Source organism: Streptomyces sp. NPDC088254, assembly GCF_044740925.1.
In the GTDB taxonomy this organism is placed as follows: Bacteria; Actinomycetota; Actinomycetes; order Streptomycetales; family Streptomycetaceae; genus Streptomyces.
In genome coordinates, this window is sequence record NZ_JBIURQ010000002.1 from 104,811 (window position 1) to 128,212 (window position 23,402).

Consider the following 23,402-nt stretch of genomic DNA (forward strand, 5'->3'; position numbering starts at 1 on the left):
TCTCAACCCGCTCTCAGCGCCATCGTCATCGCTTCCACCGCCAGCAGCGGAGCCACATTGCGGTCGAGGGCGTCCCTGCACGCGGCGATGGCCTCGATGCGCCGGAGTGTGGACTCGGGGGCGCTGCCGCGGGCGAGCCGTTCGAGGGCGTCCTCGGCGTCCACGTTGGCGAGGGCGATGCGCGAGCCGAGCTGGAGCGCGAGGACGTCACGGTAGAAGGAAGTGAGATCGGTCAGCGCGAGGTCGAGGCTGTCTCGCTGCGTCCGCGTTCTGCGGCGCTTCTGCTTGTCCTCCAGGTCCTTCATCACCCCCGCCGTGCCGCGCGGCATCCGGCCGCCCTGGACCGCGCCCAGCGCCGCCTTCAGCTCCTCCGTCTCCTTGGCGTCCCGCTCCTCGGCGAGTTGTCTGGCGTCCTCGGTGGCCGCGTCGACGAGTTCCTGCGCGGCCCTGAGGCAGCCGCCGACGTCCTCGACGCGCAACGGCAGCTTGAGCACGGCGGCGCGGCGTTCACGGGCGGCCGGGTCGGTGGCCAGGCGACGGGCCCGGTCCACGTGCCCCTGTGTGGCACGGGCGGCCGACACGGCCACGGCGGGATCGATGCCCTCACGCCGCACGAGCATGTCGGCCACCGCGTCGACCGAGGGCGTTCGCAGGTTCAGGTGCCGGCAGCGGGAGCGGATGGTGGGCAGCACGTCCTCAAGGGAGGGGGCGCAGAGCAGCCACACCGTGCGGGGCGCGGGTTCCTCGACCGCCTTGAGAACTGCGTTGGCGGACTTCTCGTTGAGCCGCTCGGCGTCCTCGACGAGGATCACCTGCCACCGGCCGTTCGCCGGCGAGGTGAACGACTTGCGGACCGTGTCGCGCATGTCCTCGGCGAGGATCTGCGAGCCCACGGCGGCGACGGTCGTGACGTCCGCGTGCGTGCCGATGAGCGCCGTATGGCACCCGTCGCAGAAGCCGCAGCCCGGCGCACCGCCGAGCGCCCGGTCGGGGCTCACGCACTGCAGCGCTGCGGCGAAGGCATGGGCCGTCTGGGTCCGGCCCGCTCCGGGCGGTCCGGTGAACAGCCAGGCGTGCGTCATCTTGGACGCCTCGGGCGGCGGCGCGCCGGTGGCGGCCGCGGTGACGAACGCGTCGGCGTCCCGGGCGGCGGCGGCGAGCTGTTCGCTCACCTTCTCCTGCCCGACGAGGTCGTCCCACACGGCCATGGCTCCCGCCGCCCTTTCGTCCAGGCCCGCATCGCTGGTGCGCCGCGGGCTGCCTCACGCGCCGCGGACCACGTCCCACGTCGCGGCTTCCATTGTGCGGGGAGCCACTGACATCGGGGGCCAGACCGACGTCGGGCCAGACCGACATCGGGGCCACTGACACACGGGGCCAGGCTGGCACCCGGGCCACTGGCATCGGGACCACTCACATCGCGTGCCGCTGACGAGGGGGTGCTACTGCGGACGCGGCACGAGCGGTGCCGGGCCGCCGCGCAGTCCCCTACCCGAGCCGGACCGACCTGGCCGGGCAGAGCCACCGGGCCGCCTGACCGCTGCCAGGCCGCCGGGCTACCTGGCCACCCGGCCACCCGGCCACGGGGACGGACCCCGGCTCCAATCCCGCCTCACTCGAACTTTCGCGCCCCGCAGCCTCCTACCGGCGAAGCCTCACCGTCGACGACCGCTCCCGCGGCCACCGCCCCGGCCGCCGGTGCCGTCTCCGCGCTGGTCATCGCCTGATTCGTCGTCCTGGTGCGGGCCGAGCAGCTCGTCCGCCAGGGACGGCAGATCGTCCAGTGGGGTCTCCTCGGCCCAGTCGGACCGCTGACGCCGGCGCGGTGCGCCCTGTTCGTCGAGCTGCGGCAGCTCGCGCGTGCGGTCGTCGGAGCCGTCCGGCCCTGCACCCGGGCGCTCGTCTCGGAAGTACCCCGGCGGCACGCGGTCCGCGGGGCCCTCCCCGCGGACGGGCGGGAGTACGGCCGTCTCGGCCGCGTCCGCGTCCCGCACCGGAGGCAGCTTGGCCGTCTCGTCGGACGCGCGCGCGGCCCGCGCCGGCTGAGGCAGCTCGGCCGTCACCTCGGCGTCGGACGTCGCCTCAGCGGTCCTCGGCGACTGCGGAGACCGCGTGGACCTTCCCGAAGACGCCCCGGACGGCTTCCCGGCGGGAGCCGCATCGGCGCCCGGCTCGGGATCCTTGTCCATCCGCACCCGGGGCAGCACAGCCGTTTCGTCCACCGGCCCGCCCGAAGCGTTCGTCGGCGTGACCACCGGCGTCGGCACGGTCGCCGCCTCCGGACCGACCCCGCCGGCCCTGGAAGAGAAGGTGGCGGAAGGGGCGGTCGCCGGGGGCGCGGCCGGCTTCTTCGGGCCGGCCTGCGCCGCTGCGGCGGCCTGCTCGGCGGCCCGCCGGGCCTGCTCCGCCCGCAGCAGCGCGTCCTCGGCCTTGCGCTGCTTCTCCAGGCGAAGGGCCTCGGCCTCGGCGCGCAGCCGGGCCTCTTCCTCGGCCTCCCTGCGGCGCCGCTCCTCCTCCGCCTTGCGGCGGGCCTCCTCCTCGACGCGCGCCTTCTCCTCGGCGAGCAGCCGCACGCGCTCCTCCTCCGCGCGCCGGGCCGCCTCCTCGGCCCGCTGCCGGGCCTCCTCGGCCTGCCGCTCGGCCTCGCGCCGCTGGGCCTCTTCCAGCTCGCGCCGCTTGCGCTCCTCCTCCTCGGCACGCAGCCGAGCGAGCTGCTCCTGGCGCTCACGTTCCAGGCGCTCCTCCTCGGCCTTGCGGGCGGCCTCTTCCTCGGCCTTCCTGCGCGCCTCCTCCTCGGCCTTCTTCCGCGCCTCCTCCTGGGCCTTGATCTCGGCCTCGGACAGCGGCAGCATCCGGTCGAGCCGGGCCCGGACGACGGAGGTGACGGCGTCCGGCTCCTGACCGGCGTCGACGACGAGGTAGCGGCCGGGGTCGGCGGCGGCCAGCGTGAGGAAACCGGAGCGCACACGCGTGTGGAACTCCGCGGGCTCCGACTCCAGCCGGTCCGGGGCCTCGGTGAAACGCTCGCGGGCGGTCTCCGGCGAGACGTCCAGCAAGACCGTCAGATGCGGCACCAGCCCGTGGGTCGCCCACCGGGAGATCCGGGCGATCTCGGTCGGGGAGAGGTCACGGCCGGCGCCCTGGTAGGCGACGGACGAGTCGATGTACCGGTCGGTGATCACGACAGCCCCGCGCTCCAGGGCGGGCCGTACGACGGTGTCGACGTGCTCCGCGCGGTCGGCCGCGTACAGCAGCGCCTCCGCGCGGTGGGACAGGCCCGCGCTCGACACGTCGAGCAGGATCGACCGCAGCCGCTTGCCGACGGGCGTGGCCCCCGGCTCGCGCGTGAGAACGACCTCGTGGCCCTTGCCCCTGATCCATTCGGCGAGCGCCTCGGCCTGCGTGGACTTGCCCGCGCCGTCGCCGCCCTCCAAGGCGATGAAGAAACCGTTCGCGGCCGGCGCCTGCACCGGGTCGTCGCCGCCGAGCAGCGCGTCCCGCAGGTCGTGCCGCAGGGGAACACCGGAGCGGTCGTCGATCTTGGCCAGGACGAGCGCGGCCACCGGCAGCAGCAGCGCGCCCACCAGCATCAACGTGAACGCCGCCCCGCCGTGCGCGAAGACGAACCTGCCGTTCTCCAGGCGGTGCGGCCCGATCAGCGCGGCCACCACGGGGGCGGTCAGCGCGCCCAGCGCGACGACGACCCGCACGACGGCGTGCAGGTGTTCCGTCGTGCGCGTGCGCCGGTGCTCCTCGGTCTCCTGGTCGAGCAGCGCGTGCCCGATGTTGGCCGCGACGCCCGCGCCGACACCGGCCAGGACGTCGATCAGCAGCACGCTGGTGACGTCCGGGACCAGGCCTGCCGCGAGCAGCGCCACGCCGGTGAAGGCGATCGCCAGGGCGAGCAGCCGCCGCCGCGACAGCGACACGAGCACCTTCGGCGCCGTACGGATGCCGAGGGCGACGCCGCCGGTCAGCGCGAGGACGAACAGGCCGTAGAGCACCGGGCCGCCGCCCAGGTCCTTGGCGTGCAGGACCGCCACGGCGACGGCGGCCGCGATCGCCCCGGCCACGGCCGCGCAGGCGAGGATCAGCAGCGGGATGGAACCGGTGCGGCCCGCGTCGGCGCCGGTGGCCGTCCGTGGACGGCGCAGCCCTTCGAGGGGCGACCGCGCGCGCGGTGTGCGCGTGCCGGGCAACTCCAGGAAGACCACGACGGACAGGGAGCCCGCGAACAGACCACCCGCGACATACGAGGCGAGGGCCGCCTGGTGCTGGTCGAACCAGTCGATCCCGGCGCCCAGCAGGTTGTTGACCAGGGACGCCACGAGCAGGGCGACCGCGCCCAGCGGCACCGCCATGAAGCTGGTCCGCAGCGACAGCCGGCGCAGCGCGTCCATGTGGTCCGGCAACGGCCGTACCGCCGCGCCCTCCAAGGGCGGGGCGGGCAGCAGCGCGGGGGCGGCGCTCTCCCGGGCGACCGTCCAGAACCGCTCGGCGACGCCGGTCAGGAACACGGTGACGAGCAGCAGCGCCAAGGCGTCGTCCGGCACCCAGTCGATCCACAGGGGCGCCACCAGGAGCAGGACGGCGCGCAGGCCGTCCGCTCCGACCATGGCCCAGCGGCGGTCGAGCGGACCGTCCGGTGAGGTCAGTGAGGTCAGCGGGCCCAGGAGGACCGCGCCGAAGAGGAGGGTGGCGAGGATGCGCACCCCGAAGACCGTCGCCACCGCGAAGGCCACGCCCCGGTAGCCGCCTCCGAAGGAGCCTTCGGCGACGGCCGCCTGGAGGGCGAGGAGGACGAGGACGAGGAGGGCGAGGGCGTCACCGACGCCGCTCACCAACTGCGCGCTCCACAAGCGCTTCAACTGAGGCTGGCGCAACAGAGCGCGGACGGCGCGCTCGCGGGAATCCGCCACCAGGGCCTCGTCCTGCGCCGGGTGGTGGGCCGTTGGCTGCTCGGCTCGCGTCATGCGTTCAGCCTATCGGGAGCGACTGACAGGCCGGTGGAGCCATCCTCACGTACGCACACCCCGACACCGATGTGATGCCGGGGTGTGCATTCCGTGAAGCCGGGTGTGCGTCAGGCGTTTCGGGGAAGGGCGGATCAGTCCTCCGAGGCCGCCTTGGCCGCCGTCGTCTTCTTGGCGGCCGTCGCGGTCTTCTTCGCCGTCGTCTTCTTCGCGGTGGTCGTCTTGGCCGCGGTCTTCTTGGCGGCTGTCTTCTTGGCCGGTGCGGCCTTCTTGGCGGTCGTCTTCTTCGCCGTGGCCTTCTTCGCCGTCTTCTTGGCGGGCCCCTTGGCGCGCTTCTCGGCGAGCAGCTCGAAGCCGCGCTCCGGGGTGATCGTCTCGACGCTGTCGCCGGAGCGCAGGGTCGCGTTGGTCTCCCCGTCGGTGACGTACGGCCCGAAGCGACCGTCCTTGACGACGACCGGCTTCGCGCTCACCGGGTCCTCGCCGAGCTCCTTCAGCGGCGGCTTGGCGGCTGCGCGCCCCCGCTGCTTGGGCTGGGAGTAGATCTCCAGCGCCTCTTCGAGGGTGATCGTGAAGAGCTGCTCCTCGGACTGCAGCGAACGCGAGTCCGTCCCCTTCTTCAGGTAGGGGCCGTAGCGGCCGTTCTGCGCGGTGATCTCCTGGCCCTCGGCGTCGGTGCCGACGACACGCGGCAGCGACATCAGCTTGAGGGCGTCCTCCAGCGTCACCGTGTCCAGGGACATCGTCTTGAACAGGGACGCCGTGCGCGGCTTGACGGCGTTCTTCCCGGTCTTCGGGGTGCCCTCGGGGAGCACCTCGGTGACGTACGGGCCGTAGCGGCCGTCCTTGGCGATGATCTGGTGGCCGGTCTGCGGGTCGGCGCCCAGCTCGAAGTCGCCGCTCGGCTTGGCGAGCAGTTCCTCCGCCAGCTCGACGGACAGTTCGTCGGGCGCCAGGTCCTCGGGGACGTCCGCCCGCTGGTGGTTCTCCGAGTCGCGTTCGCCGCGCTCGATGTAGGGGCCGTAGCGGCCGACCCGCAGCACGATGTCGTTGCCCACGGGGAACGACGACACCTCGCGCGCGTCGATCGCGCCCAGGTCGGTCACCAGCTCCTTGAGGCCGCCGAGGTGGTCCCCGTCGCCGTTGCCGGCGTCGGCGGCCACGCCCTCGGCGGTGCCCTCGCCGAAGTAGAACCGCTTCAGCCACGGCACGGCACGCGCCTCACCGCGCGCGATGCGGTCGAGGTCGTCCTCCATCTTGGCGGTGAAGTCGTAGTCGACGAGCCGCCCGAAGTGCTTCTCCAGGAGGTTGACCACGGCGAAGGACAGGAAGGACGGCACAAGGGCCGTGCCCTTCTTGAACACGTATCCGCGGTCGAGGATCGTGCCGATGATCGACGCGTACGTCGACGGGCGGCCGATCTCTCGCTCTTCGAGCTCCTTGACCAGGCTGGCCTCGGTGTAGCGCGCCGGAGGCTTGGTGGCGTGCCCGTCGACCGTGATCTCCTCGGCGCTGAGGGCGTCGCCCTCGCCGACCTGGGGCAGCCGGCGCTCGCGGTCGTCCAGCTCGGCGTTCGGGTCGTCGGCACCCTCGACGTACGCCTTCAGGAAGCCGTGGAACGTGATCGTCTTGCCGGAGGCGCTGAACTCGACGTCCCGCCCGTCGGCCGCCGTGCCGCCGATCTTCACGGTGACGCTGTTGCCGGTGGCGTCCTTCATCTGGGATGCGACGGTCCGCTTCCAGATCAGCTCGTAGAGCTTGAATTGGTCGCCGGTCAGACCCGTCTCGGCGGGGGTGCGGAAACGGTCGCCCGACGGGCGGATCGCCTCGTGTGCCTCCTGCGCGTTCTTGACCTTGCCGGCGTACGTCCGGGGCTGCGCCGGGAGGTAGTCGGCGCCGTACAGCTGCGTGACCTGGGCGCGGGCGGCCGCCACGGCGGTGTCGCTCAGCGTCGTGGAGTCCGTACGCATGTACGTGATGTAGCCGTTCTCGTACAGCTTCTGCGCGACCTGCATGGTGGCCTTGGCGCCGAAGCCGAGCTTGCGGCTCGCCTCCTGCTGCAGCGTCGTCGTACGGAAGGGGGCGTACGGCGAGCGGCGGTAGGGCTTGGACTCGACGGACCGCACGGAGAAGCGGGTGTTCTCCAGGGCGGCGGCGAGGGCGCGGGCGTTCGCCTCGTCGAGGTGGAGGGTGTTGGCGCTCTTGAGTTGTCCCAGGGAGTCGAAGTCGCGGCCCTGCGCGACCCGCCTGCCGTCGACGGTCTGCAGGCGGGCGACCAGCGACGACGGGTCCGACGGATCGCCCGCGCGGCCGGTCGCGAAGGTGCCCGTCAGGTCCCAGTACTCAGCCGAACGAAAGGCGATGCGATCGCGTTCCCGCTCGACGACGAGTCGTGTGGCGACCGACTGGACGCGGCCGGCCGACAGGCGCGGCATGACCTTCTTCCACAGGACCGGCGAGACCTCGTAGCCGTAGAGGCGGTCGAGGATGCGGCGGGTCTCCTGGGCGTCGACGAGCTTCTGGTTGAGGGCGCGCGGGTTGGCGACGGCCTCGCGGATCGCGTCCTTGGTGATCTCGTGGAAGACCATCCGCTTGACGGGGATCGTCGGCTTGAGGACCTCTTGCAGGTGCCAGGCGATGGCTTCGCCCTCGCGGTCCTCATCGGTGGCGAGGAAGAGCTCGTCGGATTCCTTCAGCAGGTCCTTGAGCTTCTTGACCTGTGCTCTCTTGTCGGCGTTGATCACATAGATCGGCTGGAAGTCGTGTTCGACGTCCACACCGAGGCGGCGGACCTCGCCGGTGTACTTCTCCGGCACCTCCGCGGCGCCGTTGGGGAGGTCGCGGATGTGCCCGACGCTCGCCTCGACAACGTATCCAGGGCCGAGATAGCCCTTGATCGTCTTCGCCTTGGCAGGCGACTCGACGATGACGAGTCGGCGGCCGCCCTTCGCGGTCTCGCTGGTCGGGGACAACTTGGCTCTTCTCTCCGGTCGACGCTGGGCCTCCCCAGGCCTTGCTCCCGGGGTCGGGGCCACCCTTTCGTGGCTAGCTCGCCTCCGGACGCTACAGCCGGCGTCGAGGCGGCGAGCGCGAGCGGCCCTCGGGCCCTCTCCGCGTTCGCCGTCCGGACACCGCCGCGTCTCTTCGGCTCGCTTCGCTGGTGACGCTGCGGAGTGTGACGGTACATCCCGCCCCCGTGTCAAACGGGAAAAGCCCGCAACGGCCACTCGAACGGTAACCCGACTACCGCCATTCCTGCCGCCCGGAGTGCCGACCGGCACTTTTCCGCCGGACCGGAGGGCGATCTCTCAATTGTCCGTGGAGCCGCTCTCGCGCGATGCCCGCGCCGGCTCCCGCAGGACGTTTCCATGGTGCGTCAAAGACGACTGAAGCACCATGCCCCGGCAGTCAGCGCGATCACCGCGACGGTGGTGGCGAGGGCAGCCGATGCGACCGGGTTCACACCCTGCGCCACGGGCTGCCGCTGCCGTACGCGGACCGCCGTCCAGGCCAGCAGACAGCCGCCGAACAGGGCGAACACCGCCCCCGTGAAGATCGCCGGTCCGCTCTCCGTCATCCTCAGCGCCCCCTCTTCTCCCACCCGCGCGTGGCCCCTCGCCGGGAGACTGACACGCGCGGGCGGCGCCGGAGCGAACCCGAGGTGAACACCGGGCCGACGGGTGGGGGCGGCGGGCCGTCCGGGTCGCGGGGCGGGCGCGTGATCTCCTCGATCGACGGCTCCGCCGTGTGTCGGAACCGACTCGAAATTGTCGCCGCCGCCCTTGATCGGCTGTTCGGTTCCGTTCCGGCAGCCGATTTCGGGCGGGCGTCTGAACGAATCGGATCGACTCGCACGTGGGCGGCGTCCGGCCTCCCGCATTCACGGGTGGGCCAGAGGCCTCAGGCGGGCTCCAGGAATCCCTGTTCCACCAGCAGCCGGATCTGCGCGGGCGTGCGGTCGCGCAGCAGCACCGGGTCCTCGCCGACGAGCTGGGCGATCGCGTCCAGGATGCGGCCCGCGCTGAGCGAGCCGTCGCACACGCCGGCGAAGCCCGCGCCGACGGTGTCCACCTTGGTGGCCCGGCGCATCCCCCGGTTCTGCCGCAGCACGACGTGCTCCGGATCCTCCGCACCGGGCAGTCCGACCTGCTCCTGCATGACCTCCGGGGCCAGCTTGAAGTGCCCGGCGAGCAGCGAGGCGTCATCGTGCTCGCGCAGGTAGTCGACGCGGTCGAAGTGGGCCCGGACGGTTTCGCCGAGGGGCTGCTCGACCGGGTGCGGCCACTCCTCGACGGTGATGACGGGCTCGGCGGACGCCGTCCTGCGCAGGGTGATCCAGCCGAAGCCGACGGCCTTCACCTTGCGCGCCTCGAACTCGTCCAGCCAGGCATCGTAGCGGGCCTGGTACTCCTGCGGGTCGCCCCGGTGGTCACCGGCGTCCCTGAGCCACAGCTCGGCGTACTGCGTGACGTCCTGCACCTCGCGCTGCACGATCCACGCGTCGCAGCCGCGCGGCACCCACGACCTGATCCTGTCCTGCCAGTCCTCCCCTTCCTCGTGCTGCCAGTTGGCGAGGAACTGCGCGAACCCGCCCACGTTCAGCCGTTCCCCCGCCTGCTGAACGAGCGAGCGGCACAGATCGTCCCCGCCCATCCCGCCGTCGCGGTACGTCAGCCGCGCGCCCGGCGAGATGACGAAGGGCGGGTTGGACACGATGAGGTCGAACGTCTCGTCGTCCCGGACCGGCTCGAACAGCGAGCCCTCCCGCAGGTCGGCCGCCGGCACGCCGGACAGGGCGAGGGTGAGCGCGGTGATGTGCAGCGCGCGCGGGTTGAGGTCGGTCGCCGTCACGCGCGTGGCGTGCTGGGCGGCGTGCAGTGCCTGGATGCCGGAGCCGGTGCCGAGGTCGAGGGCGGAGGCGACGGGCGTGCGGACGGTGATCCCGGCGAGAGTCGTGGACGCCCCGCCGACGCCGAGGACGACGCCCTCGTCGCGGTTGCCGATGCCGCCGGCCCCGCCGACGGCGCACCCGAGGTCGGACACGATGAACCAGTCCTCGCCGTCGGATCCGCCGTAGGGCCGTACGTCCACGGTCGCGGCGACATCGCCGTCGGCACCGCCCGCCCGCGTCAGCCAGCCGCTCTCCACGCACGCGTGGACGGGCAGGACGTCCTTCACGCGCGCGTGGGGCACGGGCTGCTGGAGCAGGAACAGGCGTACGAGCGTTTCCAGGGGCGTGTCACCGCGGGTCGCGCGCAGCGCGGGCACCGTCTCGCTGCGGGCCAGCGCCGCGTACGCGGGGGCGCCGAGCAGTTCGAGCAGCCCGTCGGCGGTGAAAGAGGCCGCGAGCAGGGCCTCACGCAGCCGGGCGGCGACGTCGGGGCGCTCGGCGGAGGGCAGCGGGGGCAGGGTGGCTTCACTCACGCCCCCATTGTGTCCCGCCGGCCGCCCGTACGGGGGTGCGGCCCACGCGACCCGCACCGCGTCGTCAGGCCCCCTCGGGCGGGCGAGGGGGCGGCGGGTCAGCTGGTGGTGGCGCGGGACGCGGAGGAAGCCACCTTCTGGCAGCTCGGCTGCTGGGCCATGGCGCTCTTCACGTCGCCCTGCTCGAGGTTCTTCAGCGCGGCGTTCCCGCTCTGGCTGAGCTTGCCGAGCCGGGTGGCGATGTCCTGAAGGCCATCGGCGAACTTCGCCTGGTCCTTGGTGTCGAGGCCGTCGACCTGCTTCTTGAGGCCGGCGTACGAGGTGGACAGGCCGTTGAGGGCCGTCACGGCGTCCTGCTGCTTCTTCTGACCGCCGTCGACGCCGGGCGGCGGACCCGCCTGCTGGACCGCCTGCCCGAGCGCCTTGTAGGCGTCGGACATGTCCTGGAAGGCCTTGGAGTCGGTCTTCTGGACGTTCGCCGGGGCGTTGTCGTCGGTGGCTGCCTTCTTGATCGCGTCGTTGGCCGCGTCGACCTTGGCGTCCTGGGCGGGCAGCGCGTCGCAGACCTGCTTGGCCCAGGCGTCGAGCTCCTTGTTGCCGTCGTCGCCGCCACTGCTGCACGCGGACAGCGCCAGTACCAGTACCGCACCGCCGGACAGTGCGGCCCCGAGCTTCTTGTTCACCGGTTCGGCCCCTTCCATGACTCTCGGCCCCGGAACATACACGCCAATCGGGTGCCAACCCCAGAACGAATGTCCGTTATATGGACCGATGGATCCATTCACACCGGGCGAGAGAAGCCTCACCAGCCGTGCACAGGCACGACGAAACGGGCAGACGACGCGTCAACACGCGTCGTCTGCCCGTCTCTTGAGCCGGGAAACGTGACGGTTGCTAGGAAACCACCGCCGGGTCGGCCGACTTGGACGAGTGCTCGGCGTTGTCTTCGTCACCCACGGCGATGCCGCGCCGCTTGGAGACGTACACCGCGCCGACGATCACGAGAAGCGCGAGGAGCGCGACCGTGATCCGCACGCCGACGTTCGCGTCGTCGCCGTAGCTGAACTTGATCACCGCGGGCGCGATGAGCAGCGCCACCAGGTTCATGACCTTCAGCAGCGGGTTGATCGCGGGGCCGGCGGTGTCCTTGAAGGGGTCGCCGACGGTGTCGCCGATCACGGTCGCCGAGTGCGCCTCGCTGCCCTTGCCGCCGTGATGCCCGTCCTCGACCAGCTTCTTGGCGTTGTCCCAGGCGCCGCCGGAGTTGGCGAGGAAGACCGCCATCAGCGTGCCCGCGCCGATCGCGCCCGCCAGATACGCGCCGAGCGCGCCGACGCCGAGCGTGAACCCGATGAAGATCGGCGCCATCACGGCGAGCAGACCGGGCGTGGCGAGCTCGCGCAGGGCGTCCTTGGTGCAGATGTCGACGACCCTGCCGTACTCCGGTGTCTCGGTGTAGTCCATGATCCCGGGCTTCTCGCGGAACTGCCTCCGCACCTCGTAGACCACTGAGCCCGCCGAACGCGAGACCGCGTTGATGGCCAAGCCGGAGAAGAGGAAGACGACGGCCGCGCCCGCGATCAGGCCGACCAGGTTGTTCGGCTGCGAGATGTCCATCATCAGGCTCATCGGCGCGCCCTCCCCGCTGAGCTTCTCGCCCACGTCCTGCGCGCCGGTGGTGATGGCGTCACGGTACGACCCGAAGAGCGCGGCGGCCGCGAGGACGGCAGTGGCGATGGCGATGCCCTTGGTGATGGCCTTGGTGGTGTTGCCGACGGCGTCGAGGTTGGTGAGCACCTGCGCGCCCGCGCCCTCGACGTCGCCGGACATCTCGGCGATGCCCTGTGCGTTGTCGGAGACGGGACCGAAGGTGTCCATCGCCACGATCACGCCGACCGTGGTGAGCAGTCCGGTGCCCGCCAGCGCCACCGCGAACAGCGCCAGCATGATCGACGTGCCGCCGAGCAGGAACGCGCCGTACACGCCGAGACCGATGAGCAGAGCGGTGTAGACGGCCGACTCCAGGCCGACGGAGATGCCGGCGAGGACGACCGTGGCGGGCCCGGTCAGCGACGTCTTGCCGATGTCGCGGACCGGGCGGCGGGTGGTCTCGGTGAAGTAGCCGGTCAGCTGCTGGATGACGGCGGCCAGGAGAATGCCGATGGCCACCGCGACGAGGGCGAGGATCCGCGGGTCGCCGTCCTTGCCGAGGATCGCGGGGTCGGTGACTCCGTCGAGCTCCCCGTAGGAGCCCGGGAGGTAGACGAAGACCGCCACCGCGACCAGCGCGAGCGAGATCACCGCGGAGATGAAGAAACCGCGGTTGATCGCGGACATGCCGCTGCGATCCGCGCGGCGCGGGGCCACGGCGAAGATGCCGATCATCGCGGTGATCACGCCGATCGCGGGCACGAGCAGCGGGAAGGCGAGGCCGGCGTCGCCGAAGGCCGCGGTGCCGAGGATGAGCGCGGCGACCAGGGTCACGGCGTACGACTCGAACAGGTCGGCCGCCATGCCGGCGCAGTCGCCGACGTTGTCGCCCACGTTGTCGGCGATGGTGGCGGCGTTGCGCGGATCGTCCTCCGGGATGCCCTGTTCGACCTTGCCGACCAGGTCGGCGCCGACGTCGGCGGCTTTGGTGAAGATGCCGCCGCCGACCCTCATGAACATCGCGATGAGTGCCGCGCCGAGGCCGAAGCCCTCCAGGACCTTCGGCGCGTCGGCCGTGTAGACCAGGACCACGCAGGAGGCTCCGAGCAGTCCGAGTCCGACCGTGAACATGCCGACGACGCCGCCGGTGCGGAACGCGATCTTCATCGCTTTGTGGGAGACGGCGGTGAGATCCTTTTCCGGCTCTCCCGCGGCCGGGGTCGCTTCCCGGGCCGCCGCGGCGACGCGCACATTGCTGCGCACGGCGAGCCACATGCCGATATAGCCGGTGGCCGCCGAGAACGCCGCGCCGATCAAAAAGAACACAGATCGCCCGGCGCGCTGATTCCAGTCGTCCGCGGGCAGCAGCAGGAGCAGGAAGAACACCACGACGGCGAATACGCCGAGGGTGCGCAGCTGCCGGGCCAGATAGGCGTTGGCGCCTTCCTGGACCGCAGCTGCGATCTTCTTCATGCTGTCGGTGCCCTCGCCGGCCGCGAGCACCTGGCGCAGCAGCACGCCCGCGACCACGAGAGCGGCCAGCGCGACGATCCCGATGACCACCACGAGCAGGCGGTTGCCGTCGGTCAGCACTGCGGCTGCGAGGGTTGGGTGGTCCAACCGATGAGGGGTAGAAAGCCCCGCCATTCGTCCTCCTTGACGCTTGGGCTGAGCTCAAGATGTGGACGGATTGTAGGTACCGAGACCTGATCAAAACAGTGCGCGGCAAACGGAATTCACGCGCGAATACAGTCGTCCACGGTCGCCGATGATCGTGAATTGCTTCACGAAATTCAGGGCATGGTTCATTGCGCAAGATTCACTTCCATCGAAATGAATCTTGGGTCCACTGTAAGCGCCGGTGACAGGGTGCGCACATGCCGAAGGGCCCTACGAGGTAGGGCCCTTCGGTCAGGGGTGCTTCAGGTCGCTCAGGGCAGCGGCGTGGCGGGCAGTGCGGCCGGCCATGTCATGCGGATCAGCCCGCCGTGCTCGCCGGCGGAGACCTCCACGTCGTCCACGAGGCCGCTGATGACCGCAAGGCCCATCTCGTCCTCCTCGACCTCGGCTTCGGCCTCCGCGCCCGCCGCCTGGTCGCCGGGGACCGCGTGCGGGGCCTCGTCGCCCACCTCGATGGAGAACTGCTTCTCGTCCTCGATGAGGGACACCTTCACCGGTGCGCTGATGCCGCCGCTCTGATGCAGCCCGACGGCACGGGAACAGGCCTCGCCCACGGCGAGCCTGACCTCGTCCAGAGCGGCCTCGTCCACTCCGGCCCTGCGCGCCACCGCCGCCGCCACCAGTCGGGCGGTCCTGACGTGCTCGGGCAGCGCACTGAAGCGGAGTTCAACGGTGGCCATGCATCCCCCTCGGGACTACGGGCGTGCTGTCGGGGGGCCGGGCTGCCAGGCCCGGTCCCCCGGTGTTCAACTGTGCCGACCGAGGCCGCCTGCCGGCATGCCCCGGACCGGCTGGTCAGTCGGTGGCCGCTACCGCTTCATCGACCGAGGTGTGGATCGGGAACACCTTGGTGAGACCGGTGATGCGGAAGATCTTCAGAATGCGCTCCTGGTTGCACACCAGGCGCAACGAGCCCTCATGGGCACGCACACGCTTCAGACCGCCGACCAGCACGCCGAGCCCGGTGGAGTCGAGGAAGTCCACGCCCTCCATGTCGACGACGAGGTGGAAATTCCCGTCGTTCACCAGCTCGACCAGCTGCTCGCGCAGCTTGGGCGCGGTATATACGTCGATTTCGCCACCGACCTCGACGACCGTACGATCGCCGACGGTACGGGTCGACAGGGACAGGTCCACGGATCCTCCAGCACCTTGCTATCGAGCGGTCGCCCCTCGGGACACCTCGGCAGGAGCCCCCGGGACGGTTCGCCAGCCGCGATGGCATTCAATCACTTACCGGCAGGCGTGCACGACGCCTTGGCTCCATTGTCCGTCACGCCAGTGACACACTCGGTGCCGATGGCCAAGAATCACCGATCCGATCGATCCCCGGCACAGCCCGTGCCCCGCCTGTCGCCGGGCACGGTCCTGGACCGGCTCGCCCCGGGACCGAGCCGGGCGTCGCGCATCACTCATACGGAGCACTTGCCCCCGCGCGCGGGTCGTCATGCCGTCTGGCCTGACCGTATTCGCTCGGAAGTGATCGCGACGCTTCAGGCGTGCGGCATCGAACACCCCTGGGCCCACCAGGCCCAGGCCGCCGAACACGCTCTGGACGGCGAGTCGGTGGTCGTCGCCACGGGCACCGCTTCCGGCAAGTCCCTGGCCTACCTGATGCCGGTCCTCTCGGCGCTCCTGGACGGCTCCGAGGCCCCCAACGGGCGCGGCGCCACCGCCCTGTACCTGGCCCCGACGAAGGCCCTCGCGGCCGATCAGTGCCGTTCGGTGAAAAAACTTTCACAACCGCTCGGCAACGCGGTTCGCCCGGCCGTGTACGACGGCGATACTCCGTTCGAAGAGCGCGAATGGATCCGCCAGTACGCCAACTACGTCCTCACCAACCCGGACATGCTGCACCGCGGCATCCTCCCGTCCCACCCCCGCTGGTCCTCCTTCCTGAAGTCGCTCAAGTACGTCGTCATCGACGAGTGCCACACCTACCGCGGCGTGTTCGGCTCCCACGTCGCCCAGGTGCTGCGCCGGCTGCGCCGGTTGTGCGCGCGGTACGGCGCCTCCCCCGTCTTCCTGCTGGCCTCCGCCACGGCCGCCGAACCCGCGGTCGCCGCCGGCCGCCTGACCGGCCTCCCCGTGGTGGAGGTGGCCGACGACGCCTCACCCCGCGGTGAACTGGTGTTCGCCCTGTGGGAACCCCCGCTCACCGAGATGCGGGGCGAGAAGGGCGCGCCCGTCCGCCGCACCGCCACCGCCGAGACCGCGGACCTCCTCACCGACCTCGCCGTCCAGGGCGTCCGCACGGTCGCCTTCGTCCGCTCCCGGCGCGGCGCGGAGCTGATCTCCGTGATCGCCCAGGAGCGGCTCGCCGAGGTCGACCGCTCCCTCGCCCGGCGTGTCGCGGCCTACCGCGGCGGCTACCTCCCCGAGGAACGCCGCGCCCTGGAACAAGCCCTGCACTCCGGCGAACTCCTCGGACTGGCCGCCACCACCGCCCTGGAACTCGGCATCGACGTCTCCGGCCTGGACGCCGTCCTCATCGCCGGCTACCCGGGCACCCGCGCCTCCCTGTGGCAGCAGGCGGGCCGCGCGGGCCGGGCCGGACAGGGCGCCCTGGCCGTGCTCGTCGCCCGCGACGACCCGCTGGACACGTTCCTGGTCCACCACCCGGAGGCGCTGTTCGACCGCCCGGTGGAGTCCACCGTCCTCGATCCCGACAACCCCTATGTGCTCGCCCCCCACCTGTGCGCCGCCGCCGCGGAGATCCCCCTGACGGAGGACGACCTTGAGCTGTTCGGCCCAGAGACCGAGGCGCTGCTGCCGCAGCTGGAGGCCGCGAAGCTGCTGCGCCGCCGGACGAAGGCCTGGCACTGGACCCGCCGGGAGCGGGCCGCCGACCTCACCGACATCCGCGGCGAGGGCGGCCGGCCCGTCCAGGTCGTCGAGGAGGGCACGGGCCGTCTGCTCGGCACGGTCGACGAGGGCGCCGCCCACTCCACCGTCCACGAGGGCGCCGTCCATCTGCACCAGGGCCGTACGTATCTGGTGCGGTCACTGGACCTGGAGGACTCGGTGGCCCTCGTCGAGGAGGCCGCCCCGCCCTACGCGACGGTCGCCCGCGACACGACGGCGATCTCCGTCCTGGAGACAAACGTCGAGATCCCCTGGGGCGACGGCCGTCTGTGCTACGGCTCCGTCGAGGTCACCAACCAAGTGGTCTCCTTCCTGCGTCGGCGTGTCATCACCGGTGAGGTGCTGGGCGAGTCGAAGCTCGACCTCCCTCCCCGTACGCTGCGCACTCGCGCGGTGTGGTGGACGGTCACCGAGGACCAGCTGGACGCCGCCCGGATCAACCCGGAGATCCTCGGCGGTGCCCTGCACGCCGCCGAGCACGCGTCCATCGGCATGCTGCCCCTCTTCGCGACCTGCGACCGCTGGGACATCGGCGGCGTGTCGATCCCGCTCCACCCCGACACCCTCCTCCCCACGGTCTTCGTCTACGACGGCCATCCCGGCGGCGCGGGCTTCGCCGAGCGCGCTTTCCACACGGCCCGCGCCTGGCTGGCCGCCACCCGCCAGGCCATCGCCTCCTGCGAGTGCGAGGCCGGCTGCCCGTCCTGCATCCAGTCCCCCAAGTGCGGCAACGGCAACGACCCACTGCACAAGGCGGGCGCGGTACGCCTGCTCACGGAACTGCTGCGGGGGGCGCCGGAGGAGAACGGGGCGGAGTAGGCCGGGGAGTAGGGGTGGCTGTGCGGCTGGGGGGCGCTGCGGGGTGGGCGGCTGGTCCGGGTGAGGGAGGCCTGTGTGGCCGCTGGAGAGCTCAGGCAAGCGGGCCTGCTCCGGGCTGTGGGCTCACCGGGCGGCTGGTGCGAGGCCCGGTCGGGGGAGTGCCGCTGGGTGTGTCAGGGGGCCGCGGAACCCCGGGGCAGTGTTTCCGGAGCCACTGCCTGCGTGCTCGGTGGGCCTGCCCGGGCTCTGACCTCTGCCGTGAACGGCCCCCGTCCGGACGCCGCCGTCACGTCGGACACCTCGCCCACGATCGCGCACCGCACCAACCGCGCGCCCTGTGCCCGAGCCACCCGTTCCGCCCGGGCGCAGGCCGCCGCAGCACCGTCCATCCAGTGGTCCGCTGCGGCGAGCGCCGCCAAATCCGCCCCGCCGGCGGCACGGTGCCGGACGACGACGGCCTGCCCCAGGGCAAGCACGACGCCGAACACCACACACAACACCGTGATCGCACCGAGGCTCCACAGGGTCGCGGAGCCACGGTCACCCTCGCTGCGGCGGTGCCCGCACCTGCCGACGCCGGGCCTTCGCCCGACCCGCACTCGACGGCATCTCACGGCTCCCCCTCCCCGTCCGCCCCCGGCTCCGACTCGGTCCCCGACCTCACGCCCGGTCCCGCCTCCCTTGGCCCCGCGAGCTGTCCTGACTCCGCCTTCTCCCACTCCGCGCCCGATCCCGCCGCCACCGCCGGCGTCTCCGTGACCGCTCTCGTTCCCACGTCCTCGGCCGCGGCCACCGCCTCCTCTCTCACCTCGAACGGCAGCCCCCGTAGCACCGGCGGCTCCGCCGCGACCGTCACCCGGACCTGCTCGCCCTCCCGGCTGACCGTCACCCGCGCCCCTCTCGGCGCGATCTCGCGGGCCATCGCGACGACCGCGCCCTCGGCATCCTGCCGGGCTGCCGCCCGGGCGCCGGCCCTGGCCGCGTCCACGCACTGGATCTGAGCCGCCATGACGAGCAGCCCCCACACCAGCGCCATCGCGAACGCCACCAGAACCGGCAGCACCACCGCGGACTCCGCCGTCACGAACCCCCGGTCCGTACCGCGCGCCCACGCGCACTCACGTCTGCGCACTGAGAGCCCGCTTCACGATCGCCTGCAACTCCTCGGTGACGGTCCCGCTCGTGATCACCTGGTAGAGGATCACCGCGAAGGCCACCGCCGCGACGATGCCCATCGCGTATTCGGACGTCACCATCCCTTCGTCCCGCCGCGCCGCACGCATCCTGCGCACCAGGGCACGAAACCGCGCCCGTACCGCCTTGCTCATCTCAACCCCCTTGAGGCTCGTTCCAGTTGTGCGCTTGCCGTGTCCTGCTGTTGTTGAGCTGTCGTTGAGTCGTGTCGCGTGGCTCTGCTCGCCGCCGTGTGCGGCCGTGCCGTTGACAGTCCTCCGTCACCCGCTTGTCATGGCCCACCTCCTCCCAGCGCCTCGCCCGCCAGGCCGATCACGACGGGCGCGATGCCCACGGCGATGAAGGCGGGCAGAAAGCACAGCCCCACCGGCGCCGTGACCATGACGGCCGCCCGCCGGGCCCGTGCGGTGCCGGCACGAGCCCAGTCGGCGCGGGCGTCGGCGGCGATGCGGGCGACCGGCACTGCCGCCGGGAGGCCCGACTCGTCGGCCCGCTCCAACAGCCGGGCCAGGGCGACCGCGCCCGGAGCGGAGGCCAACCTCCGCCAGGCGACGGCGGGTTCACCGCCGAGTCTCACCTCGGCCGCACCACGTGCCAGCCCTTCCCCCACCGGGCCGCCCAGCGCCTCCCCCACCGCCTGAGCCGCGATCACCGGCCCCGCGCCGGCGGCGATGCAGGCAGCCACCAGATCTGCGGCCAGGGGGAATTGCCTGGCGGCGACCCGCGCCTCCGCCTCACTCACGGAACCGGTCGCCTGCTGCCGACGCCGCCAACGCCACAGTCCGACCGCGCCGATCAGCCCGAGGAGCAGCCCACCGACGCCTCCGACCACCACCCACCCGGCACCCACCACCGCGACCAGGGGAAGTCGGCGCCGCACGGCTTCCCCCACGCCACGGCGTGAGCTCGTCCGCGCCGCCGGCAGGGCGAGCAGGACGGCCAGCCGCTGCCGCGCCCTCCGCTCCCGCCGCACGGTGTCGAGCCATCGCGCCAGCCACGCCAGCCACGCCAGCACGAGCGCGAGACACGAGGCGACCCCCACCGCCACCCCCAGCCTGTGGACAACTTCCTCACCCATCGCTTGCTTCCTCCCGTCGACCCCGTCCGGCTCACCCCAACGCCCAGCCGCTACTGCCACTCCTGCTCTCACACCGCCTCCGCGTCCGGCCCTCTCCCCCCGCCTCACACTCCCTCCGAGACCGGCCCCAGGCCCCGCCTGGGACCTCCTCCGAGCCCGGCGTCCACCCCCCGCCTCACACCTCCTCCGCGCCCCGCACGATCCGCATCGCCCACCACATCCCCACCCCCTCCAGCACCCCGCCGACGAGCAGGCACCCCAACCCCGGCCCCGTGTGCAGCAGGACGCGTAACGGGTCGGCGCCCAGCGCGGTGCCCAGCAGGAGGCCCAGTACCGGCAGGCCGGCCAGCATCACCGCCGTCGAGCGTGCACCCGCCGACTGCGCTCGCAGATCCGCCCGTTGGTCCCGCTCCGCACGCAGCGCCGCTTCGAGCCGGTCCAGCCCGGAGGCGAGGCCCGCTCCCTGGTCCACGGCCACCCGCCAGCACGCCGCGAGCCCCAGCAAGCCGTCGGCCCCCGGTTGCCGCGCCGCGACGGAGAGCGCGTCGGGCACGTCGCCGCCGAAGCGTGCCGCCGCCATCACCGCCGCCTGTGCCTCGCCCAGCCCGCCCGAGTCGCGGGCGGCCCGCTGCAAGGCCTCGCCCGGCTGTCGTCCCGAGCGCACCTCCCCCGCAAGCGCCGCGCACAACGCGATCACGGCGTCCGCCCTTCCCTCCCCGGCCCGCCGCGCCTCGCGGGCGCGACACAGCCGACGCAGGAGCGGCACTCCCGCCGCCCCCGCGACGACCGGAAGGACCGAACCGCCCAGCACGGCCACCACCACGGCGACGACCAGCGCCCACCACTGCGGCCGCCACCGGCCGCGCACCCGGCGCAGCTCACCGGCGAGTTCCCGCCAGGGCTTCGGCCCGCCGCCGACCACCCCACCCCCGGCCAGCATCGACTGCGCCCTCCTGGCCGCCGGACAGGGCCCACCCCACAGGCAGATCGCCGCTCCCGCACAGGCAAGCGCCGCGGCCACCGGCGTCTCACGCACCACGCTCACCGGCCCGTCCTCCTGCCTCGCCCGGCCTTTCCCATTCGCCCCGCAACAGCTCCCCCAGCCGCTCCCAGCCCCGTTCGTACGCGAAGGCCTCCGCCCGCCAGCGCAGCGCGGGCACGGTCCGCACCAGCCCCGAGGGGTCCCGTTCCAGCACGTGCACCTCGGCGATCCGCCGCCGTCCGGCCGGGTCCCGCACAAGATGCAGGACCACGGACAGCGCGGCCGCCACCTGGCTGTGCAGCGCGGCCCGGTCGAGGCCGGCCGCCGTGCCGAGCGCTTCCAGCCGGGCCGGCACATCCGCAGCGGCGTTGGCGTGAACCGTCCCGCAGCCGCCCTCGTGACCCGTGTTGAGGGCGGCCAGCAGATCCACGACCTCGCGCCCCCGGACCTCGCCCACCACCAGCCGGTCGGGCCGCATCCGCAGGGCCTGTCGGACCAGGTCCTCGAGCGTGACGAGCCCGGCTCCCTCCTGGTTGGCGGGCCTGGTCTCGAGCCGGACGACGTGCGGGTGATCCGGTCGCAGCTCAGCCGAGTCCTCCGCGAGCACGATCCGCTCCTTCGGCCCGACCAGCCCCAGCAGGGCGCTGAGCAGGGTCGTCTTGCCGCTGCCGGTGCCCCCGCTGATGAGGAACGACAGCCGTGCCCGCAGCATGGCCCGCAGCACCTCGTCCCCGCCCGGCGGCACCGTGCCGGCGGCCACCAGTTCGTCGAGCGTGAACGCCCGGGGCCGCACCACCCGCAGTGAGAGGCAGGTGCAGGCGACGGCGACCGGGGGCAGCACCGCGTGCAGCCGGGTCCCGTCGGGCAACCGTGCGTCGACCCAGGGCCGGGCGTCGTCCAGGCGCCGTCCGGCCACCGCTGCCAGCCGCTGCGCGAGGCGTCGTACGGCCGCCGCGTCCGGGAAGGAGACGTTGCTGAGCTCCAGGCCGCCGCCTCGGTCCACCCAGACCCGGTCCGGGGCCGACACCAGGACGTCCGTCACCGACGGATCGGTCAGCAGGGGCTCCAGCGGTCCGCTGCCCACCAGCTCGGACCGCAGCCGTTCGGCCGTGCCGAGGATCTCGGCGTCTCCGAGGACCCGCCCCTGTTCCCGCAGGGCCTGCGCGACGCGCGCGGGCGTCGGTTCGGCGCCGCTCTCCGCGAGCCACTGCCGTACGCCGTCGAGCAGCGTTCCGGTGCCCTTCGGCCGTTCGAGTCCGGGAGCCGTGCTCATACGCCACCCGCTTCGGCCAGCGCCCGCTCCCAGAACTCCTTGCAGAACCGGGCGAGGGGCCCTCGCGCGGCCGCTCCTGGCGGTGCTTTCCCGCCGTCCGGGCGCAACAGGGTCGACTCGACGGGCACCTCGCCGGCCAGCGGCAGGTTCAGCAGCCGGGCCACCTCGCGGTCGTCGAGTCCAGGGGCGTAGGGGCCGCGCACCGCCACCCTCAGGTCGCGCAGGACCATGCCGACGGCGGAGGCCACCCGGCCGGCCGCCGCGACGGCTCGCAGTTCCGCGGGGACCACGAGGAGCCCGACGTCGAGCTGGGCGAGGACCTCGGCGACGCCGTCGTCCACACGGCGCGGCAGGTCGACCACGACCGTGCCGCCCCGGCGGCGGGCCGCCGCGAGTACCGCGCGCACGGCTTGGGGCGGGATGGCGACGCAGTCGCCGCGATCCCAGCTGAGCACCCGCAGGTGGTGCAGCCTGGGGAGCGACTCCTCCAGGGCTCCGCCGCCGACGCGCCCCCGTGAGGCGGCGAACGCCGGCCAGCGCAGGCCCTCGGCGGTCTCGCCGCCGAGGAGTACGTCGATTCCGCCGCCCAGCGGATCGGCGTCCACGAGGAGGGTGCGCACTCCCTCACGCGCGGAGGTCACGGCGAGAGCGCAGGCGAGCGTGGACGCTCCGGCCCCGCCGCGGCCGCCGACGACACCGACGGTGAGGGCGGGCCGGCCGACGCCTTCGGCGACGTCGGCGATCCGGTCGACCAGCCACTGCTCACCGTCGGGCAGCACCAGGACGTGGTCGGCGCCGATCTCGACGGCCCTGCGCCACACCCCGGAGTCGTCCTGATCGCGGCCGACGAGGACCACCCCGCGCCTGCGGGCGGCCCCGCTCACGCGCCGCGCGGCGTCGTCGCCGACGAGGACGAGCGGCGCGGACTCCCAGCCACCTCGTTGCCTGGGCACCGACGGGTGTACCTCGGGTGTGGCGCCGGCAGCGGCGCACAGCCGCAAGAGGTCGTCCAGGAGCACCGCGTCCTCGGTGACGATGAGCGGCCTGCCCTGCCGTCCTCCGGCGGTGGGCGTCGATTCGTGCGTGACGGCTCCGGTCATGCTGCGTCCCCCTTCACTGCGGGGCGCGCAGTCCCAGCGGCCCCTCGTTTCCCCTGCGTTGGCGGAGAACCGGCATCCGGTCCCCCTATGAACGGCCGACGGAAACCGGCCTATGCGTGCGGCAAACGGGACCGGTCGTGAACTCGGCCCGAGCGAACGCGTGGGAATCACGGTGCAGCGAAGCGGGAAATCGTGTGGATCTTGGTGGAAAACTGTGGACGTGCGGGGCGTTGTGAATATCGCCGTCACTCATACCGGTGAGCGGTGCGCCTGCCCCTGTACGACTTCCGCAGAGGAGTCCCATACTTACGCACGGTGACGGAGGTCGCGCATGCGAAAGGGGCGGCCGCAGCCGCCCCGGTAC

Annotated in this window: 16 protein-coding genes and 1 pseudogene; 1 reads left to right on the forward strand and 16 read right to left on the reverse strand. The window is 72.5% G+C overall.

Going from position 1 to position 23,402, the window contains the following annotated elements:
• Positions 1-2 precede the first annotated feature (2 nt).
• The 9 genes from ACIOC0_RS07360 to bldG all read right to left on the reverse strand — a co-directional run bounded on the left by ACIOC0_RS07360 (position 3) and on the right by bldG (position 14,864).
• Complete coding sequence (locus ACIOC0_RS07360; protein WP_402153420.1) at positions 3-1,208, reverse strand: DNA polymerase III subunit delta'; 1,206 nt, start codon at positions 1,206-1,208, stop codon at positions 3-5.
• Positions 1,209-1,655: 447 nt separating this feature from the next.
• Positions 1,656-4,973, reverse strand: a complete 3,318-nt coding sequence (tmk, locus tag ACIOC0_RS07365; protein ID WP_402153422.1) for a dTMP kinase — start codon at positions 4,971-4,973, stop codon at positions 1,656-1,658.
• 134 nt (positions 4,974-5,107) lie between these two features.
• A complete protein-coding gene (gene topA / locus ACIOC0_RS07370; protein WP_402153424.1) occupies positions 5,108-7,945 on the reverse strand; it encodes a type I DNA topoisomerase in 2,838 nt (945 codons plus the stop codon).
• Positions 7,946-8,349: 404 nt separating this feature from the next.
• Positions 8,350-8,550: a hypothetical protein gene (locus ACIOC0_RS07375; RefSeq protein WP_130438494.1), complete on the reverse strand. Its 201-nt coding sequence runs from the start codon at positions 8,548-8,550 to the stop codon at positions 8,350-8,352.
• Positions 8,551-8,873: 323 nt separating this feature from the next.
• Positions 8,874-10,397, reverse strand: coding sequence for a methyltransferase (locus ACIOC0_RS07380; protein ID WP_402153426.1), 1,524 nt, complete (start codon positions 10,395-10,397; stop codon positions 8,874-8,876).
• A gap of 98 nt (positions 10,398-10,495) precedes the next feature.
• Complete coding sequence (locus ACIOC0_RS07385) at positions 10,496-11,098, reverse strand: small secreted protein (RefSeq protein WP_402153428.1); 603 nt, start codon at positions 11,096-11,098, stop codon at positions 10,496-10,498.
• 193 nt (positions 11,099-11,291) lie between these two features.
• Entirely contained in the window at positions 11,292-13,694 is a 2,403-nt protein-coding gene (locus tag ACIOC0_RS07390; protein ID WP_402153429.1) for a sodium-translocating pyrophosphatase, read from the reverse strand.
• A 284-nt stretch (positions 13,695-13,978) separates the two neighbouring features.
• On the reverse strand, positions 13,979-14,407 hold the full coding sequence (locus tag ACIOC0_RS07395) for an ATP-binding protein (RefSeq protein ID WP_402153431.1): 429 nt from the start codon (positions 14,405-14,407) through the stop codon (positions 13,979-13,981).
• 115 nt (positions 14,408-14,522) lie between these two features.
• Positions 14,523-14,864, reverse strand: a complete 342-nt coding sequence (gene bldG, locus ACIOC0_RS07400) for an anti-sigma factor antagonist BldG (RefSeq protein WP_009189842.1) — start codon at positions 14,862-14,864, stop codon at positions 14,523-14,525.
• Positions 14,865-14,945: 81 nt separating this feature from the next.
• On the opposite strand from bldG, the gene ACIOC0_RS07405 reads away from it, so the two are divergent.
• On the forward strand, positions 14,946-17,411 hold the full coding sequence (locus tag ACIOC0_RS07405) for a DEAD/DEAH box helicase (RefSeq protein ID WP_402153433.1): 2,466 nt from the start codon (positions 14,946-14,948) through the stop codon (positions 17,409-17,411).
• A gap of 173 nt (positions 17,412-17,584) precedes the next feature.
• Here ACIOC0_RS07405 and ACIOC0_RS07410 read toward each other — a convergent pair whose 3' ends face one another.
• From ACIOC0_RS07410 to ssd, 7 genes and pseudogenes are all read right to left on the reverse strand, one after another.
• A complete protein-coding gene (locus ACIOC0_RS07410) occupies positions 17,585-18,130 on the reverse strand; it encodes an Rv3654c family TadE-like protein (RefSeq protein ID WP_402153435.1) in 546 nt (181 codons plus the stop codon).
• 56 nt (positions 18,131-18,186) lie between these two features.
• Positions 18,187-18,543: pseudogene (locus tag ACIOC0_RS07415) on the reverse strand (TadE family type IV pilus minor pilin); the annotation flags it as partial.
• Positions 18,530-18,739 (reverse strand): DUF4244 domain-containing protein, encoded by a 210-nt coding sequence (locus ACIOC0_RS07420; protein WP_352244939.1) that lies wholly within the window; start codon positions 18,737-18,739, stop codon positions 18,530-18,532. The gene ACIOC0_RS07420 and the pseudogene ACIOC0_RS07415, both read right to left, overlap by 14 nt.
• Before the next feature lie 137 nt (positions 18,740-18,876).
• Positions 18,877-19,683 carry a type II secretion system F family protein gene (locus ACIOC0_RS07425; RefSeq protein ID WP_402153437.1) on the reverse strand — a complete coding sequence of 269 codons (807 nt, stop codon included), beginning with the start codon at positions 19,681-19,683 and terminating at the stop codon, positions 18,877-18,879.
• A gap of 175 nt (positions 19,684-19,858) precedes the next feature.
• A complete protein-coding gene (locus ACIOC0_RS07430) occupies positions 19,859-20,728 on the reverse strand; it encodes a type II secretion system F family protein (RefSeq protein ID WP_402153439.1) in 870 nt (289 codons plus the stop codon).
• Entirely contained in the window at positions 20,712-21,938 is a 1,227-nt protein-coding gene (locus tag ACIOC0_RS07435; RefSeq protein ID WP_402153441.1) for a TadA family conjugal transfer-associated ATPase, read from the reverse strand. The genes ACIOC0_RS07430 and ACIOC0_RS07435 overlap by 17 nt, the downstream gene beginning before the upstream one ends.
• Positions 21,935-23,038 carry a septum site-determining protein Ssd gene (gene ssd, locus ACIOC0_RS07440; protein WP_130438514.1) on the reverse strand — a complete coding sequence of 368 codons (1,104 nt, stop codon included), beginning with the start codon at positions 23,036-23,038 and terminating at the stop codon, positions 21,935-21,937. The genes ACIOC0_RS07435 and ssd overlap by 4 nt, the downstream gene beginning before the upstream one ends.
• Positions 23,039-23,402: the final 364 nt, after the last annotated feature.

Excerpts from the sequence above, each read along its gene's own strand:
- ACIOC0_RS07360 (WP_402153420.1), bottom strand. The coding sequence starts at position 1,208 with ATGGCCGTGTGGGACGACCTCGTCGGGCAGGAGAAGGTGAGCGAACAG.
- tmk (WP_402153422.1), bottom strand. The coding sequence starts at position 4,973 with ATGACGCGAGCCGAGCAGCCAACGGCCCACCACCCGGCGCAGGACGAG.
- ACIOC0_RS07375 (WP_130438494.1), bottom strand. The coding sequence starts at position 8,550 with ATGACGGAGAGCGGACCGGCGATCTTCACGGGGGCGGTGTTCGCCCTG.
- ACIOC0_RS07385 (WP_402153428.1), bottom strand. The coding sequence starts at position 11,098 with ATGGAAGGGGCCGAACCGGTGAACAAGAAGCTCGGGGCCGCACTGTCC.
- ACIOC0_RS07390 (WP_402153429.1), bottom strand. The coding sequence starts at position 13,694 with ATGGCGGGGCTTTCTACCCCTCATCGGTTGGACCACCCAACCCTCGCA.
- ACIOC0_RS07395 (WP_402153431.1), bottom strand. The coding sequence starts at position 14,407 with ATGGCCACCGTTGAACTCCGCTTCAGTGCGCTGCCCGAGCACGTCAGG.
- ACIOC0_RS07405 (WP_402153433.1), top strand. The coding sequence starts at position 14,946 with ATGGCATTCAATCACTTACCGGCAGGCGTGCACGACGCCTTGGCTCCA.
- ACIOC0_RS07420 (WP_352244939.1), bottom strand. The coding sequence starts at position 18,739 with ATGAGCAAGGCGGTACGGGCGCGGTTTCGTGCCCTGGTGCGCAGGATG.
- ACIOC0_RS07425 (WP_402153437.1), bottom strand. The coding sequence starts at position 19,683 with ATGGGTGAGGAAGTTGTCCACAGGCTGGGGGTGGCGGTGGGGGTCGCC.
- ACIOC0_RS07435 (WP_402153441.1), bottom strand. The coding sequence starts at position 21,938 with ATGAGCACGGCTCCCGGACTCGAACGGCCGAAGGGCACCGGAACGCTG.
- ssd (WP_130438514.1), bottom strand. The coding sequence starts at position 23,038 with ATGACCGGAGCCGTCACGCACGAATCGACGCCCACCGCCGGAGGACGG.